Source organism: Sphingobacterium sp. N143, assembly GCF_030325625.1.
In the GTDB taxonomy this organism is placed as follows: Bacteria; Bacteroidota; Bacteroidia; order Sphingobacteriales; family Sphingobacteriaceae; genus Sphingobacterium.
The window spans coordinates 553,838-570,384 of sequence record NZ_JACAIS010000003.1; the positions used below are offsets into that span (position 1 = coordinate 553,838).

Below are 16,547 nucleotides of genomic sequence, written 5' to 3' on the forward strand. Positions count from 1 at the left end.
GTACTATTTAAAATGCATCAATTGCTGAAACCAGTTGAATGATTGAAGCAAGATAAAATGGGATATCCATTCCAGCCGTTTGGCGCAGCATCTCCTACCACCAAAGTACGATGCATACGCCAAAGACTAGACTACTTGCATATCTTGTTATCACTGCTCGATATTCTCAACTAATTGGTCATTCTTGAACATTTCCAAATCTAGAGAAACATTCATATCAGGAAAAGACTACTAAGACAAAATATAAACAGGCAATACACATAAAACTCTATAAAACAAAAAGTTAAATCCAAATCCAACATTGAAAAATATAAATACATTTCATGGATTTGTTAGAAAAAATGAATCATTCAGAAGCTAATTGCTCCAGAAAATCTGCAACCCCGCTATGATAAAATCGGCCAATAGGCAATTGTTTATCACGGACATGTATAAGCTTGTTACCAAAACTTGTAATTTTATTTATAGCTACTAAGAATGAACGATGGATCCTAAGGAATGTGCCCTCAGGCAAACGTTCTTGCATGTCAGTAATAGACTGATAAATTTTATAAGAGCCATTTAATGTATAGATTATAACATAGTTACCCTGAGATTCTAGGTAGTCTATTTCATCTAAAAAAAATTTCATCATTTTCCGTTCACATTTTACAAAAATAAAAGCACGATCTTCCACATTCTTAACTGGAGCCGTTATGGTGGAGTTTATTTGCTTAGTCTTAATGTACTTATTCACTGCTTTTGTAAAGCGTTCTAAAGAAATCGGTTTTAAAATATAATCGATGGCATCCAGTTCAAATCCTTCAACGGCATAATTAGGGTAGGCCGTTGTGAAAATAATGGATATTTCTTTAGAAAGACTTTTGGCAAATTCAATCCCTGACTTCCCTGGTAGATTTATATCTAAAAAGAGAAGATCTATTTGCTCGGTAGCCAATAGCTGTTGTAATCCGACAATGTGCGTGTACTTACCTTTTAAATCCAAGAAATCGAACTTGGAAATATGAAGTTCAAGTAAATCCGAAGCTGGCAATTCGTCTTCAACAATGGCACACTTAATTTTTATCATCTTTGATTTTCAATTTTAGTGAGACAAAAAAACTCGAGTCATCCCGTTTAATCTGCAGCATGTGTCGATGCGGATAAAGTAATTCCAATCTACGCTTTACATTTGCCAAACCAATTCCTTCTGCATTCTTTATTTTAGAAGAAGTGTTGTCGGAAAGACTATTTTCAATCTTTACAACTAACCATTCTTCATTGACTGTAATTGCAATGGTGATCCAACCTTTATTGATCTCATTTAGGCAATGTTTATAACTATTCTCTATAAATGGTAAAATCAAAAACGGTTCGATAACAGCATCGCTATTTTCGCCATACACACTAAAGCTGATCTGCAAATCGTGACCAAAACGCAGTCGCTGTAACGCGATATAATTAGTAAGGTGGTCAATTTCGCTTGAAAGAGGAATATTTTTGCGATCTGCCTCGTACAAAGAAAAACGAAGCAGATCCGATATTTTTAGAACGATCTCAGCCGAATCATTAGATTGATTCAATATCTTACTATATAATCCATTTAATACATTAAATAAGAAATGCGGGTGAAATTGATTGCGAAGAGCAGACAATTCAGCTTGTAATTTCTCAGACATGATTGCCTGCACTTTATTTTTTTCTTCCGCTAAATAATAAAAAAGCCGACATGCTACGGGGATACTGACCACAAATTGTAATTTACTGATATTGTACAAATATACTGGAATTGAAAAGAGGGATTCGGCCTTCCAAAAAGTTAGATAATAACGTATGATGATATAATTATCGATAATCCGCTGCACAAAAGCAAAAAACAAAATCATTCCAACGTAAGCAAAAGCAAAGGTGACATATTTTTTTTTGAATAATAATCGAGGCATCATCAACTCCACAACAATCGTCACAAATATAATTTTAGGGAGAAGGCTATAGCACTCGTTGCGCAATACGGTAATAAAATCGCCAGTAGGTATACTCTGGATAACGCTAAATAGTAAAATATAGCCCAGCCAATATAAGCTGTACATTTTTATCAGTAGTAATTTATTTTGCTTATTGGAATTTCTTATGTGCATATCGTATTTCTAGGTTCATAAAAATAAAGCTATTCTTTCAAACGCAAGTTGTTGTTTATAATATAAATGATGTCGTCTGCATAAGTTGTTTTTAAAGCATTACTGGGAAGGGTATATTCGATCTTACGATCAATTAAACATCAATTCACATGAGAAAAACAATCTTATTGTATGTTGCTTTACTTTGCAGCATATGTATCGTCAATGCCCAAAATATTGACATTTACCCAACCAACTGGTGGGTCAACATGAAAACGAATAAAGTGCAACTTCTAATTCGAAGCACAGGGGAATCATTTTCATCCGATAGTATACAAATAAACTATACTGGTGTTACATTAATAAAAGCACACCGGTTTTCCAATAAAAGATATCTCGCTGCTGATATCTCAATTGCGTCAAATGCCCAGGCCGGTAATGTCATCATCGAGGTCTTTCAAAATGGAAAGAAAAGGCAAATCAACTGGCCGCTAAATCACCGTAGGTCAGGAAATGGCACCACCTACGCACAAGGAGTGAATGCTTCCGATTTTATCGATTTAATAATGGTCGACCGATTTAGTAACGGTGATCCCAATAACGACCGAGTCAAAGGAATGAAAGACCAGTCCCTGGACAGAAAGGATATGTATGCACGCCATGGCGGAGATTTCCAAGGTATTATCAATAACCTGGATTATTTGCAAGGACTGGGTATTACTGCCCTATGGTTTACGCCGGTAATGGAAAATGATATGCCCAACAGAACTGAACATGGTTACGCGATTACCAACCATTATAAAATTGATAAGAGATATGGTGGTGATGAGCTGTACAAAAAGTTAAGTGATGAACTCCACAAAAGAGGAATGAAACTGATATTTGATGCCGTGTATAACCATTTTGGTTTATTCCATTTTTTAGAACAGGATCCCCCAGAAAACGACTGGGTACATCGCTGGTCGGAATATACTCAGACCTCTTTTCGGGAACAGCCGCTATTTGATCCGTACGCTTCAAAATCGGACCGGAAGAAAATGAGTGACGGTTGGTTTGATAAAACAATGCCTGATATCAATCAGGATAATCCCTACATGGCTAATTTCATAATTCAGAACTGCATCTGGCATATCGAGACATTTGGTATTGACGGTGTCCGTTTGGATACATATACTTACAACGATTTAGACTTCGCCAATCGGTGCAACCAGGCTATTTTAAACGAGTTTCCCAAAATTACTGCATTTGGAGAAATTATGGTTCACGGCGTAGCCAATCAAACCTATTTCGAGCAGAACAACATCGCGACATCTTTTAAAAGTAACTTACCTTCGGTAGTCGATTTTCAAAGTTTATACTATGGCATCATTCCCGCATTGACGGAGCCTTTAAGCTGGACATCAGGCGTAAACAAACTCTATTATACCGCGAGTACAGATTTCTTAAGTAAAAACCCCATGCAAAAGGTCTTACTATTGGACAATCATGATGAACCTAGATTTTTCTCTCTGGTAGGTGAAGATGCCGAGAAGCAGAAGATTGGCTATCAGTGGCTCCTGACCTATCGAGGAATCCCGCAGCTATATTATGGTTCGGAAGTATTAATGAAAGGTCTTAAGGCTCCAGACGGACTTCTGCGGTCAGATTTTCCCGGTGGCTGGAAAACAGACAAAAAAAATGCTTTCACAGGAGAAGGACTCAGCGAAGATGAAAAGTCCACACAGGATCTTGTTCGTAAACTGGCAAATTTCAGAAAAACATCATCAGCGATTACGACAGGTAAAATGATGCATTATGTTCCTGTAGAGGGCTTATATATATACTTCAGATACGACGGCAATCAATCAATTATGTGCGTGATGAATACGAGTAATGCGCCAAAGGAAATTAACTTCAAAAAATATGACGAGCGTACATCGGGCTTTAAATTTGCACAGAATGTGCTTACTGAAGAAGTATTTTCGACAAAAGACAACGCAACAATTCCACCCATGAAAATGTGGGTACTAGAACTAAAAAAATAAGTTAAATCAATACTATATATCTTCGCTTAATAAATCAAAGGCCCGGCATAAACTGCCGGGCCTTTTAATTTTATACTTGAAGCGTGTTGAGCTACTTTTCGTTTTTTTGCACGCTGACCTTGATAGCAGTAGGATTTCCCTGTGCATCCGTTTTGGTTACGTTCAACTTCACTGTGTAATTCCCCGCTGCGACAGAAATATTTCCGCCGTTGAGGACAAAATCATTGATGCTACCACCAAAATTTATGCCCCAATCGTGTCCATATCTTATTTTAATATCTCCCGCAACAAGATCTTGTGTCAAAGTAAACGTACCGGTACCATCGTTGATAAATTTCAGATCCGTATCTCCATCCCAGCCTTTCGGAGTTGCACTACCGATTAAGGACCATATCTTGGCATCAGAAATCTCCCACTTCATTTTGTTCATATCAATCATGACTTTCTTTGCTCCTGGCGTGAGCACATTAAAATTGTCGCCACCCAATCGAAACGTGCCATTACCTGAATCTCCATAATTTATGGTCCAGTTCTTTTTGGGTGTAATTTTAAAATCTAGCTTACCTACAGGAAAATTGATAATGCCCTCATAAATGCCGTTACTTGTTGAAGAGAGGAGGCTATCGGCAGTTTCTGGAGACCAATTCTGATATGCTCCAGGCATGTAAATCCAACTTGAAGCTTTGAAGGGTGTACCTGTCAATAAAATTATGTTCGAATAGCTCACTGCATTGGCAGCAGGTTCGGATTTCAACCGTACTTCAAGCTGCCCGTGCTCGCCAATTTTCATTCCCAATTTCAACATAAGTTCATTCATTTGATTGACAGTAGGTGAAAAAGTATAGGTCTTTTGAACAAATTCCTGCGGATTCGCAAAATTGTTTCCCTTGATATCAAATTGGATTGTCGCAGTAACAGGAATTTCAGCTCCCGTTACCTCAACCTTCGAAAACGAAAGGGTTAACGCTGGCTTCTCCCCATCCGCTAAAGATAATTTCAGATCCGTCGTGGATGTATTCAATGTCCCGACGGGACCTATATGTGCAATCATTTGATTTTCTGATTTGTTGCAACTAGCGAGGCCAAGACTGAGTAGGCCGATCAGACTCCCCTTAATGATTAAATGTCTCATTGTTAAGCTTATTTATCGTGTTAGTAACCTTTATTTTGAACTAAGTTTGTATTTGAAATAATGTCTGCTGTCGGCAACGGAAATAATCTTCGGCTCCCGTCAACACCAGTACCGGACTTTACACCGCCTTTATATGGCCAGACATAAGTTGATTCTGTGAACTTATCGTACCGGATCAGGTCCGTACGTCTAAATCCCTCCCAATACAACTCCCTGACACGCTCATCAAGAAAAAAATCAAGGTTAATATTCGGAACATTTCCCGATGTATTACCATAGGCGCGTTTACGCAACTCATTTACATAGGCAATAGCTTGATTGACAGAACCACCGCTTCCACCGCGCAATACAGCTTCCCCATAAATCAGGTATTGTTCGGCCAACCGGAAGATGGCAAAGTCCAAAGAGCAAAAAGTACCGCTATTAATATCTAGCGAAGGCACACCTTGCGAGCTTACGTTACGAAATTTGATGGCTTTAAGGCCGTCGCCAAACTCGGACATGTTATCATTTTGTATCTTATTGCCAAAAAACATAGCTCTTTTGTCGGTAGCACCACTATAGTCTCCAAAAATTGCCGGAATGGTACTTCTTACCCTGTTACCGGACCATCCGCCATTGGGGATACCGAAAGAAGCTGGTTGCATCGTACCGGGATCCACAGAAGCATTGATGATATAGGTTGTTCCGCCATTATTCTGGGTCTTATTCGCGTCATAATTAATGGTCAATATCATTTCATCTTTACTCGTCACATTGTTGTCTGTTAAAAAAAGATTTTTATACTCGGCGGCCAATTTATAACCTGCGTTAATGACTTTTTGGGAATAAGTAATAGCATCTGTGTATCGCGCTGTACCTGTATAAACTTCCGCATTTAAATATAGTCTGGAAAGTAATGCCCAGGCTGCACCTTTATCGGCACGGCCATATTCGTTTGTCCGTGGTTCCATCAGGTCATCGTTAATAGCTATTAATTCGGCTTCCACATACTTGAATAATTCTGATCGCTGGATTTGTTTAGGTGCTTGTTTCCCAATAGCGTCCTGTTCGGTTACAAAAGGTGGATTGCCAAAAGCATCCAACAAGACCCAATATTGGTATGCACGTAAAAAGCGTGCTTCAGCGCGAAAGTGCTTAATCTCTTCGGCTGCTGAAATATTTCTAGCAGCTAATTTCTCGGGGGTACTTTCCCGCAAAAACTCATTACAAATCGTAATCTGATAGAGTGCACGAGAATATAAGCCCCTAAGAAATTGATTATCAGCTGTCCATTTCATCTGAACCAAATCCGGGACCCCAGTATCCCCCCATCCGCATATCGCTTCGTCTGTCGTTAATTCCTGAGACATCCAGAATAAACGCAAGAAATCGGCGAAACTGACGTTAAGCCCGCCTATATCACTCGATGCTGTAGCGCCGCTGGAATGAACGAGACCAAAGCTGGCGTACATTTTTACCAGTCCAGCTTTATAAGCCTCTAAAGAAGTATATACTGTTGCCCCAACCTTATCATTGGTGGGATAAAGGTTTAAGTCTGACTGTTTGCACGAAGAAAAACAAATCGCCGAAAGAATCAGAAAGGATAAAATTCTATATAGATTTTTCATTTGTTTAATTTTTTATTTTAAAAACCAACACTCAAGCCCAAATTATAAATACGTGGGCGTGGATAAAGATTAAAGTCTACGCCCGAGAAGACTTCCGGATCTAGTCCTTTATATTTTGTGATCACAAAAACATTCTGACAACCAGCAGATATCCTTAGATTACTGCTCTGCCCCTTAATTATCTTGCCAGCATCAAAGACAAGCGTCAGGTTATCCATTTTTAAGAATGATGCATTTTTCACATAATAGTCGCTTAAATATTGATTGCTTATAAACTGCGTATTAAAAATATCACGGCTGGCATTATTAACAAATCCCTGACTGCTCATAATGCTGTTCTGTACGGCAAAGTTGGAAGAAACATTGTCATAGACATAATTACCTATATTTGACCGCAGTACCGTTGATACAGTCCATCTTCTAAAGTTAAACGACGTGCTGAAACCTAAGGTAAAAGCAGGGTCAGGAGACTTATAGAAGTATTGATCATCCGTGTTAACTACGCCATCGTGGTTAATATCGGCATAGACGTTTTCCAGAGGTTTACCATTTTGGTCATAGATCTGTTTATAGACAAAAAATGATTGGGGTGTTTTGCCAATACCATTATATTTGATATTTACCCCCGTTCCTCCGGTAATGGTTCCTGCACTGATCTTAAATCTCGGGTCAGGATTTAACGACAGATTCGTTACTTCTCTTTTATTATAGGAGGCATTAAAACCAATGGTCCAATTCAGTTCTTTCCTTTGGAGCAGATCAAGATTGATACTGAATTCTGCCCCTTTAACTTTCATGTTTCCAACATTCGTCAACAGAATATTATTGAAATTCGTACCGGAAGGAATATCTATTGACGATAAAAGGTTTTTGGTCCTTTTGTTATAAACGTCTAACGAGCCGCTTATTCTTCCATCCAAAAATCCAAAATCCAAGCCAGCGTTATAGTTGGTTGTTGATTCCCAGGTCAGGTCAGGATCATAATCCGAAGGCGAATAGTAATCATAGAAACGATCTCCGATTTGGTACTGTCCTGCAGGAGCGTTAAGATAGTACTTTGCCAAATAATTATAATCGCCAATACCATCCTTATTCCCTGTTTGTCCATAGCTTAATCTAATCTTTAAATCGGACAGATAATCACTTTTTCTGAGGAAGTTCTCTTCCTTCAACCGCCAGGTAAAGCCCACCGAAGGAAAGTATCCCCATCGATTTTTCTCTGAAAACCGGGAAGAAGCATCAGCACGCATGGTGCTCGATAAAATATACTTATCAGCAAAAGTATACACTAAACGTCCATAATAGGACAATAACTTGTTTCGAGGGATATTAAACGGGAATGCTGGTGTAAATTGAACTGTAGTCCCATCTGCACTGTAATTCTTAAAATTATAGTTAGTCGTCTTATTGTCGTAATATCCATAACCAGCAGTAAGGTCAACTTTGCTTTTTATAGATTCCAAGTTCTTTGCATAATTTAAATAGAATTCAGCAACTTGATTATTCTGGGTAGAATGCGACTCATTTAGGAAACCTGCGGATGCAAAATTAAGCGCTGCATTTGCCGGAACAAAAATGTTGCCCCGTCCACTGGACACATCGTAGCCTAGATTTAAATTCGCATGTAGTTCAGGGAGAAAATGAAACGAATAATCGAGCTGCACATTACCGAAACTTCGTTTGGTTTTTCCATTGTTATCTTGCATCAAAATCATAGCTACAGGATTTCGGGCTGCGTTTCGGTTAAGCACCTCACCAGCTATCCATTCAAAATATCCGCCATATTGGTCATTATCTGTTCGGACAGCCTGCGTTGGATCGAATTGTATTGCATTGGCTATCGCACCTTGGTTAGCAAAATGTGCCTTTGTAAGTGTACCTTTCAGGTTTAAATCTATTTTAAGGTGGCCATCAAACAATTTTGGCTGTATAGCCAAACCTCCGGTAGTACGTTTGAATCGATCAGTAATCAACATACCTTTTTGATCCAGATATCCCCCCGACAGACGATAAGGGATTCCTTTAAATGCACCTGAAAAGGTCAAATTATTATCGGTTGAAAATGCATTTTCATAAATTTCATCCTGCCAATCCGTATGTGCATTTCCCAACAAATTTTTAAAAGGGGCATTGGCATAAGTAGCATTTGGGTGCGCATCGAAGTAAGCACGAATTTCATCGGCAGAAAGCACATCTACTTTTTTGGCAATTGTCGAATAGGAATTGTTGGTATTGAATTCGATCATTGGTTTCCCCAAAGCCCCCCTTTTTGTTGTAATTAAAATAACACCGTTGGATGCCCTAGAACCATAGATTGCTGTCGCATTGGCATCTTTCAACACCGTAAAGCTTGCAATATCTGCTGGATTGATTAATGCTAATGGATTAGGCGCATTATTAATACCATTACCGCTAAGAGGCACCCCATCAATGACAATCAAGGGGTCGTTACTGGCGTTCAATGATGCTCCACCTCGAATACGGATCATACTGCCACTCCCCGGCTGTCCTCCATTGGATACGATATTGACCCCGGCAACTTTTCCCTGAATAAGCTGCTCCGGTGTCGTGATCGTTCCTTTTTGAAAGTCCTTTGTCGTAACTGTAGTTATGGACCCCGTAAGATCTTGCTTCTTCTGCGTTCCATATCCAATAACAACAACTTCATTTAAAACCTCTTCTGTACGTTGTAATTTGAAATTCACCTCTGTAACTTCCTGACTCAGGTTGACGATGTTCTTCTGTGGGGCATAACCTACAAAACTAACGAGAAGTGTAATCTGACCTTTCTTGATCCCGTTGAGAGCGTACTTTCCATCGGAGCCTGTCCGACTAGCCTGTTTTGTTCCCGCTACCCGAATGACTGCTCCAGCTATCGGATGATTAATTTCGTCTACTACGAGACCATTGATGCTACTTAACTGTGCATAAGCCGAAAATATTCCTACAAAGCAAAGCATGAGCAGCATGCTACTTCTTAAATAAAGGATTTTCATTGTATTTATTTTGGTTAATGAATAAGTAAATTCAACGCATACAGCTGACCATGGGCGGTATTTAAATAAAGGACATGGTCCTTTATAATGGGCTGTCCAATAATGGGGTCCAATTGGTGAATAAGCTTTAAGATATCAACGGTTGTTGCATATAATGATGGATCTCTTTTGTCGAGCAAATGTTGAAATTCAAGAATACCGTCGGAATTGAGCAATCGCTTTTTATTTTTTTTTCTGCCGTCCGTTTCAAAAAATGTCATGCAATTGCCAGTAATACCGCTCAGGACATGCAGTTTACCTGTAAAATCACCGATGTATAATCTATCTTGATCAATTAAAACAGACGAAAAATTGTATCCCTTGGTTTGATACCTCAATTTTTCTATCCCTGTGGCAGCATCCAGCCCCACGAGTAAACGAGAATCTGAGCTTGTTAGAAATATGTTCCCATTTCTATCAACCGATGTGGTTGTAATCCAAGATGGCCAGGTACTATATTGCCAGGCTAAGTTTCCTTTTTTGGCATCTAAGGCATAGAGGTAGCCATCCCGAGATCCTATAAATACCAATCCGTTTGCAGCAGATATCGATGCTTGTATCCCCTCTAATAAATGATTTTCCTCATCGGATTTGGTCTTAAATTTCCAATTCAGATTTCCTGATTGGGCATCAATTGCGTAAACGTATTGATCCCAGCTGCCAATATAAATATTGCCTTCATACAGCAAAGGTGTGGTTCTTACAGCTCCTCCAGTAGTATACTTCCACCTCAAGTTTCCATTCGCTGCGTCCAATGCATAGAGATTACCATCACTACTACCAAAATAGATGGTTTTCAACACGCCATCATCTAGCACGATTGGAGAAGAGATGAAGAAATCAAAAGGATCTTCCATATAAAACATGTAAGGCTGCATACCCCATAATCCATTTCTTCCGATTTTATGTTCGCCCCCGGTTTTGAATTTCCAAACAAGCTTACCTGTGCGAGCATCAAGCGCATAATAATAACCGTCCATACTACCAAAACAGATGCGCTGATCAAATACAATAGGCGAAGAATTTACGGCGCCAGCCGTTTTAAATTTCCATGCTATCTTCCCAGTTTCGAGATAAAGAGCGTAAAGAAAATGATCCTCGCTTCCAATGTATATTTTGTCCTGAAATATTACTGGTGAAGAGTAGCTTTCCGCTTTACCGTCAAACTTCCATTTTAGGCCATCAATCCGTAGACTATCCACTTCTCTTGCCGAAGCAGATCTCATGATTATTAAATAGCACAGAAGGAGAATCATTCTAATGACGCTGCTCAAAAATTGTATCCTGAAAATTTCGCGCAGGCATTCGAAATAATATACATAAGGTGACATCATATTTTGGTTTTTAAGTAGAAAATCTAATTGGCTTATCGTTTTCAAATGTAAAGCACAAACCAATTAAAACTTCCTACCCAAAACTAAAATGTAAACTCAAGAACAATATAAAAACCTAAAAAACAACATTTTACAACCACAACAAGTAAACAAAATTGTAGAAGCGAATAGCAAATTAGACGAAAAATATCAGCCAAACAGATTAAATATGTAGGTGCTTATGGTGCTTAAGATTTTACAAGCACAAGAATAAAGAAAAAGATATTGTTGAATTTGTCACGCGAACAAAAAGAATAATCAGCATTGATATAGAAGCTTATCAATATGTATTGGCGAAAGTCCCTATTTCAAGTACAAATTGATCGAACTCGCCTCTGGGAACGGCGGCTTTATTTCTGATCTTGGTTCGATAATTATATACGGTGCTCATTGAACAGCGCAAAAAATTTGCAATTTTACCCGTGTCGTATATACCTAATCGTATCAATGCGAAAATTCGCAGCTCAGTATTTAATTCCCCTGGCTTTATTAAAAATTGCTCTCCATCAAGCAATAATTTATTAAACTCTTCAACAAAATCCGGATATAAATGCAGAAAGATACTGTCAAAATTTTTATAAAGTTGTTTTAGCTCTTCATCAACCAGGCGGCCAGAACGTAACATCTTCAATAATTCTTCCATTTTTCCTGAAGAAGCCGTTTTATGGAGTGTCTTTCTATAGTCCTCCAATTTATTAATATAATCGGAACAGAGGTCCAAGAAATTACCGATATATTCTTCTTTGATCCGATTCGCTTCAACCAGCTTATTATTGACTCCGATGACCTTTTCGTTGACAACCTTTAAATCAAAATTGAGTTTTTCTAAAAGTTCATTTGTTTTGCTGATCTCTATTCGCCCCTGTTGTAATTTTTTCATCTGTCTAAGTACATATATTACTGCAGTTGCCAAACAAATAGATAGAACACTTATGACAATAAGATAGAACCATAATTGTTCACGCTGCTTATTTATTCTCGCTTGATGAGCGGCATCAATGATCGGAAACATTTTGGAAATAACTAAGGTACGCAAAGGAGCATTACAAAAAATAGCATCGTCCATTGAATATTTGATGTATTTATAGGCGTGGTCTAAATCTCCGCTCTGATAAAGTGCTATGGCTAAAGCCTGAAGAGATGTATTTTCCTTAACCGCATTCTCAATATCTGAAATCGCAGAAAGCGCAAAATATACGCATTCCTTTTCAGTATCCCCTTCGTACCGATATACGTTTCCTATCGCGGACGTTACCATAGCATGTTCATGGCTTCTAGGATCGACATTCTCTAACTGTTTTAACAATATCTGACGAGCTTCCGAAAACCGCCCGACTAATGCTAGTTTTTCAGCATAAATAGCTTGGTACCGCTTCGATTGTCTGTCGAGTATATTTAATAAAGAATCTCTATATAATCCACTCATATGCTCATATTTGCCTGCCAATGATGTGTTGTAGGTAGATATATTATTATAAAGATCTTTTCCCAGTTGATAGTAATCTGTTTTTAAACGATAATTTAGTGCTTTACTAGGGATAGAGTTGAGCAACTTTTCCGCTTCAAGATACATTCCGGAAATTGCATATAGAGAGACCCGTTGTAATTTTGTCTCGGTAATCATCGCTGTATTTCCTATTGAATCTGCTATCCTCATATTGTGTTCGACATAACGGACAGCGGAATCTGTCTTATATGAACGATATTCATCACATAATGCTTTATTAACTGCATATACATCTGACATAGACCGGTCCCGGCGTATCAATCGAGCCTTCAGCTGATCAATTTTCCGTTCTTTCCGATCCATATACAATTTATTATTTTGTATGGTTTGATCAAGTTCCTTCAATAAGGACTTCAGATCTGACTGAGCAAAAGCATAAGAAGACAGACTCGAGAATAATATAAGAAAGAGAGATTTAATCATTTTTTTGACAATTTAAACAGCAGCGCCGATCATCTCCGTTATCATCGTTTCAAAAATGTAACAATATGCCCAAACAATTTGGTATCATAATTTGAAAACGAACAAATTTCCCAATTGGTTAATTTACCTGAACAAGCTACTTAATAACTGTATTCTAGTGGCCTACTTAAGTCAAAGATATCATGGATTATAATTAAATAAAAACTTGTATAGAAAAAAGGAGTTAAAAACACCCATATATATTTGGCTACAAATATCTTACATAAACAAAAAATAGTAAAATTGTAGTTATAAGGTTGACATTTATGTTTGCAAATCGAGGGGAACCCGAATAAGAAAACAAAATTAAATTTCTCATACCTTATGATTTAGATAAACAAAAAACAGGCAAATAGAACTACAAAGGGAATCCCACATAATTCTATCTGCCTACTCCTTAGCTATACCGCGATATCGCCGGAACGAATTCCTTATCAAGAGCATAGTTTTGTCCATTTTTTTCTAATGCCATACAGAAACAACAGCACCAGAACCAACAATGCACTCCATTGATAAGGGAGTTTATAGGTGGTATTTTCCAACTGCGCCACACAATCTTTGTTCTCCTTGGAAAGTTCCGAATCCATGGACGTTTTCTGCTGCAGCACACTGTTGCTCGCTCTTGACTCTTTCAGCAGCAACCGTCCGCCCTGACTGCTAAGTCCACTATCCGGGTGAAAGCGGAGACCACTATCTGTCCAGAAGTACCAGGACCGTGTAAGACTATCCCGACTCTGCGTATACAGCCACTGGGCCAAGGTATTCTTTTGCTGCTCGCTCGTAGAAGACTGCTGCTCGCTTTTGCTCTTGTGCTGAAAGAGCCTACAGGCCGTCAATACCATGAGGAGCAACAGAACCCATGCTCTCTTTTCCATCACATCCCTCCTTTCAGCCCAGCCAGTTCGCAAAAGCATGTATGGTCGCGAGGGAGCGCCGCTTTGAAAGTACCCGGTCGTCGACGTTCCCCTCGATGGTCAGCAGCCAGGGGCCCTGCCGATCGCGGACGAGGCCCACGTGGTCGATGCGGCGCAGCCTGTTATTGTAGATGCCGAACAGATCGGCAGGCCGTACGAGCGCCCGGCTGATCTGCTCAGCGGTATAGCGCCGGGCCATGGGGAATAAAGCCGGGCTCCAGGGACTGCGTGGCGCGTAGAGCCCCGCCTGCCCGTAACACCAGGAGACGAAGGCCGCACACCAGGCATAGCCCTTGCCCAGCCCAGTATACGCCAGATACTCCTCGATGTAGGGACCGTCATTGTTGCCTGTCGCTTCGCTGACACCGAGCTGGCCGGCGGCAATGTCCATGATCCTGTCGCGCAGACCGGGGGCGAGCCAACATTTCTGGGAGTTGTGGGCCAGCACAGCTTCGGAGGCTGCCACGATACGTTGCTGCGGGTGGGCCGCAGCGGCTACCCTATAGCTGTCAGCCAGGTGCCGCTGTGTTACAGCAGGATGGCCAGTGTGGCCAATACCGTGCAGAGCGACAAGAAGAAGACCGAAAAATAAATAATGCATTGTTGCCATGATGTCAATTGATTAAAGTGATAACTAAAATCCTCGCGGAAGAATTTAAAGGGTTTCCATAGGATCTCCTGCAGCCAGTAGCAACAGTAGGTGGCCAGCAGTGCAGCCAGCACGGCAAAGAGCAGTACCGACAGCACACCAATATCCAGTATACCAGCCGTCGGATCCAAAGCTTGCAGCAGGATCCCAGCCGCGATAAAAAAGACCAGCAGACAGGCGACGACGATGCCGAGCAGCTGCTTTGTGCTTAAAGGCCAAGCCATATCCTCGATAGGCCTGACGGTGTGTTTTATTGATTTATATCTATTTTGTAACCGAAAATTGAAAGCTATTTTTAGTAATTGACCATGATGCTTTTGTGGCTGTACTTAATAATAAGGATGACCGGATTTTAATACAAAGCCGTCCAATAATGAGCGGCTTTGTATCTTTAACCAATTTCTTGCAATTCAATTTCAACGTTAGTTATAACTTGACTAGAGCGCTCCAATACATATTGAATTCTTTCATCAGAAAATGAGATAGCCTGGTAAGAATGGTCAATTGTATTATATACAAATACCCGCACCTTGGAGATACTACTTGCTTTCATTTTCCTCGCTATCCAATACTGTTCGATAGGCAACCGCAAAGTACTGCCGAAGTCAAACTCCCTATCTGTCAAAACAACTCCGACAGGATTTCCATCTAAATCTTTAAATATTGCACAACTATGCCCTCCGATCACATGTCCATCTTTCAATCTTAAACTGATTTCAGAAAAGTTGAGAACGCAAGTAAGCCCTTCTTGCATTAAAAACAAATAAAAATTATGCAATATAATCTGACAAGATTCTCGCCTCTTGCGATTTGCTTTATTGTCTTTAAACGCATCTCGCAATCTTATCTCAAGAAGCCGTTTGGCATCATTATAATCAACAACACCTTTTGCAAGTGAATAACATACTTCGTGTGTTACCTTATTAAAACCACCTTTAATAAAGCTATTCTGTTTTAACATCTGCGCCATCCCTTTCGGATTCTGCTGCGCAAAATCTAGCTGTCTACATGACAATTTCATTACATCCTCCTTTTTTATCACATCCCACCATCAAACTTGCTGCAATTGAGGCATGCAGACTCCTCCCATTTCCTCCAAAACCTTGTTTTGAAAGATCCGTTATATTCTTACGAATCATTTTAAGAATAATATGAGTTAAGAGGTCACTAAACTCATTAAATTACGGGAGCCAAACCAATTGTCATTTTTTCAGATAAATTATTACGAGTTAACGTAAATATTTACATTTGAAAACCAAATATGAAGACGGGCGTGGACCTGTCCCAAAGATTTTAAGCCACATTCGCAGTGTGGCTTTTATCTTTCTACAACAAATATCAGTGATTTTCTTGCGAAGCGGTAGTTTGACTTTTACACATTTTGGGCAAAAGTTTGTCATAGGATGCGTTTGCTGATAGTTAATCCTGTTAAGTGGTTGATATACTGTTTTTTACAAAAATAGATAACTTTAAGTTATAAAATATCATCTTATTTTTGTGAACAAACCATTCAGTCATAAAACAATCATTTTTAATCATTTGCACTTAAAAAAAGCACTATTTGTTCCTACTTTTGTCCCCCTTTGGCGGATTAATATTTTATACTTACCATAAGAACTTTAACTTCTGCTTTCTGCACCTAGTTTTAATCACCAATTAAGTAACCTAACTGAATTCCGTATTTTATTTACACATTTAGTGGGACAGTCCCTAATATCTTCGGAATAGACAACCCGAACATTTTT

At 39.3% G+C, this 16,547-nt stretch carries 12 protein-coding genes; 1 reads left to right on the forward strand and 11 read right to left on the reverse strand.

Going from position 1 to position 16,547, the window contains the following annotated elements:
* Nucleotides 1-346 precede the first annotated feature (346 nt).
* Together HX021_RS08610 and HX021_RS08615 are read right to left on the reverse strand one after the other, a co-directional pair.
* Nucleotides 347-1,069: a LytR/AlgR family response regulator transcription factor gene (locus tag HX021_RS08610; RefSeq protein ID WP_286589762.1), complete on the reverse strand. Its 723-nt coding sequence runs from the start codon at nt 1,067-1,069 to the stop codon at nt 347-349.
* Nucleotides 1,056-2,069, reverse strand: a complete 1,014-nt coding sequence (locus HX021_RS08615) for a sensor histidine kinase (RefSeq protein WP_286589763.1) — start codon at nt 2,067-2,069, stop codon at nt 1,056-1,058. Before HX021_RS08615 ends, HX021_RS08610 begins: the two co-directional genes overlap by 14 nt.
* A gap of 197 nt (nt 2,070-2,266) precedes the next feature.
* Here HX021_RS08615 and HX021_RS08620 point away from each other — a divergent pair, with 197 nt between their 5' ends.
* A complete protein-coding gene (locus HX021_RS08620) occupies nt 2,267-4,120 on the forward strand; it encodes an alpha-amylase family glycosyl hydrolase (protein ID WP_286589764.1) in 1,854 nt (617 codons plus the stop codon).
* Between the two features lie 91 nt (nt 4,121-4,211).
* Here HX021_RS08620 and HX021_RS08625 read toward each other — a convergent pair whose 3' ends face one another.
* The 9 genes from HX021_RS08625 to HX021_RS08665 all read right to left on the reverse strand — a co-directional run bounded on the left by HX021_RS08625 (nt 4,212) and on the right by HX021_RS08665 (nt 15,772).
* Nucleotides 4,212-5,252, reverse strand: a complete 1,041-nt coding sequence (locus tag HX021_RS08625) for a SusE domain-containing protein (RefSeq protein WP_286589765.1) — start codon at nt 5,250-5,252, stop codon at nt 4,212-4,214.
* A 20-nt stretch (nt 5,253-5,272) separates the two neighbouring features.
* Complete coding sequence (locus tag HX021_RS08630; RefSeq protein WP_286589766.1) at nt 5,273-6,862, reverse strand: RagB/SusD family nutrient uptake outer membrane protein; 1,590 nt, start codon at nt 6,860-6,862, stop codon at nt 5,273-5,275.
* Nucleotides 6,863-6,879: 17 nt separating this feature from the next.
* Nucleotides 6,880-9,858 (reverse strand): SusC/RagA family TonB-linked outer membrane protein, encoded by a 2,979-nt coding sequence (locus HX021_RS08635; RefSeq protein ID WP_286589767.1) that lies wholly within the window; start codon nt 9,856-9,858, stop codon nt 6,880-6,882.
* Between the two features lie 14 nt (nt 9,859-9,872).
* A complete protein-coding gene (locus HX021_RS08640; protein ID WP_286589768.1) occupies nt 9,873-11,123 on the reverse strand; it encodes an outer membrane protein assembly factor BamB family protein in 1,251 nt (416 codons plus the stop codon).
* 427 nt (nt 11,124-11,550) lie between these two features.
* Nucleotides 11,551-13,200, reverse strand: a complete 1,650-nt coding sequence (gene susR, locus HX021_RS08645) for a SusR family glycan utilization regulator (protein WP_286589769.1) — start codon at nt 13,198-13,200, stop codon at nt 11,551-11,553.
* Between the two features lie 473 nt (nt 13,201-13,673).
* Nucleotides 13,674-14,114, reverse strand: a complete 441-nt coding sequence (locus HX021_RS08650) for a hypothetical protein (RefSeq protein ID WP_286589770.1) — start codon at nt 14,112-14,114, stop codon at nt 13,674-13,676.
* A 13-nt stretch (nt 14,115-14,127) separates the two neighbouring features.
* The gene (locus tag HX021_RS08655) at nt 14,128-14,763 is read right to left on the reverse strand and encodes an NlpC/P60 family protein (protein WP_286589771.1); all 636 of its coding nucleotides are present in this window, start codon (nt 14,761-14,763) and stop codon (nt 14,128-14,130) included.
* Nucleotides 14,682-15,026, reverse strand: coding sequence for a hypothetical protein (locus HX021_RS08660; protein ID WP_286589772.1), 345 nt, complete (start codon nt 15,024-15,026; stop codon nt 14,682-14,684). The genes HX021_RS08655 and HX021_RS08660 overlap by 82 nt, the downstream gene beginning before the upstream one ends.
* Before the next feature lie 167 nt (nt 15,027-15,193).
* A complete protein-coding gene (locus HX021_RS08665; RefSeq protein WP_286589773.1) occupies nt 15,194-15,772 on the reverse strand; it encodes a hypothetical protein in 579 nt (192 codons plus the stop codon).
* Nucleotides 15,773-16,547 lie beyond the last annotated feature (775 nt).

What these genes read in the sequence shown, in the direction of transcription:
- susR (WP_286589769.1), bottom strand. Translation starts at nt 13,200, where the DNA reads ATGATTAAATCTCTCTTTCTTATATTATTCTCGAGTCTGTCTTCTTAT.
- HX021_RS08655 (WP_286589771.1), bottom strand. Translation starts at nt 14,763, where the DNA reads ATGGCAACAATGCATTATTTATTTTTCGGTCTTCTTCTTGTCGCTCTG.
- HX021_RS08620 (WP_286589764.1), top strand. Translation starts at nt 2,267, where the DNA reads ATGAGAAAAACAATCTTATTGTATGTTGCTTTACTTTGCAGCATATGT.
- HX021_RS08625 (WP_286589765.1), bottom strand. Translation starts at nt 5,252, where the DNA reads ATGAGACATTTAATCATTAAGGGGAGTCTGATCGGCCTACTCAGTCTT.
- HX021_RS08640 (WP_286589768.1), bottom strand. Translation starts at nt 11,123, where the DNA reads ATGAGATCTGCTTCGGCAAGAGAAGTGGATAGTCTACGGATTGATGGC.
- HX021_RS08630 (WP_286589766.1), bottom strand. Translation starts at nt 6,862, where the DNA reads ATGAAAAATCTATATAGAATTTTATCCTTTCTGATTCTTTCGGCGATT.
- HX021_RS08615 (WP_286589763.1), bottom strand. Translation starts at nt 2,069, where the DNA reads ATGTACAGCTTATATTGGCTGGGCTATATTTTACTATTTAGCGTTATC.
- HX021_RS08610 (WP_286589762.1), bottom strand. Translation starts at nt 1,069, where the DNA reads ATGATAAAAATTAAGTGTGCCATTGTTGAAGACGAATTGCCAGCTTCG.
- HX021_RS08635 (WP_286589767.1), bottom strand. Translation starts at nt 9,858, where the DNA reads ATGAAAATCCTTTATTTAAGAAGTAGCATGCTGCTCATGCTTTGCTTT.
- HX021_RS08665 (WP_286589773.1), bottom strand. Translation starts at nt 15,772, where the DNA reads ATGGCGCAGATGTTAAAACAGAATAGCTTTATTAAAGGTGGTTTTAAT.
- HX021_RS08660 (WP_286589772.1), bottom strand. Translation starts at nt 15,026, where the DNA reads ATGGCTTGGCCTTTAAGCACAAAGCAGCTGCTCGGCATCGTCGTCGCC.
- HX021_RS08650 (WP_286589770.1), bottom strand. Translation starts at nt 14,114, where the DNA reads ATGGAAAAGAGAGCATGGGTTCTGTTGCTCCTCATGGTATTGACGGCC.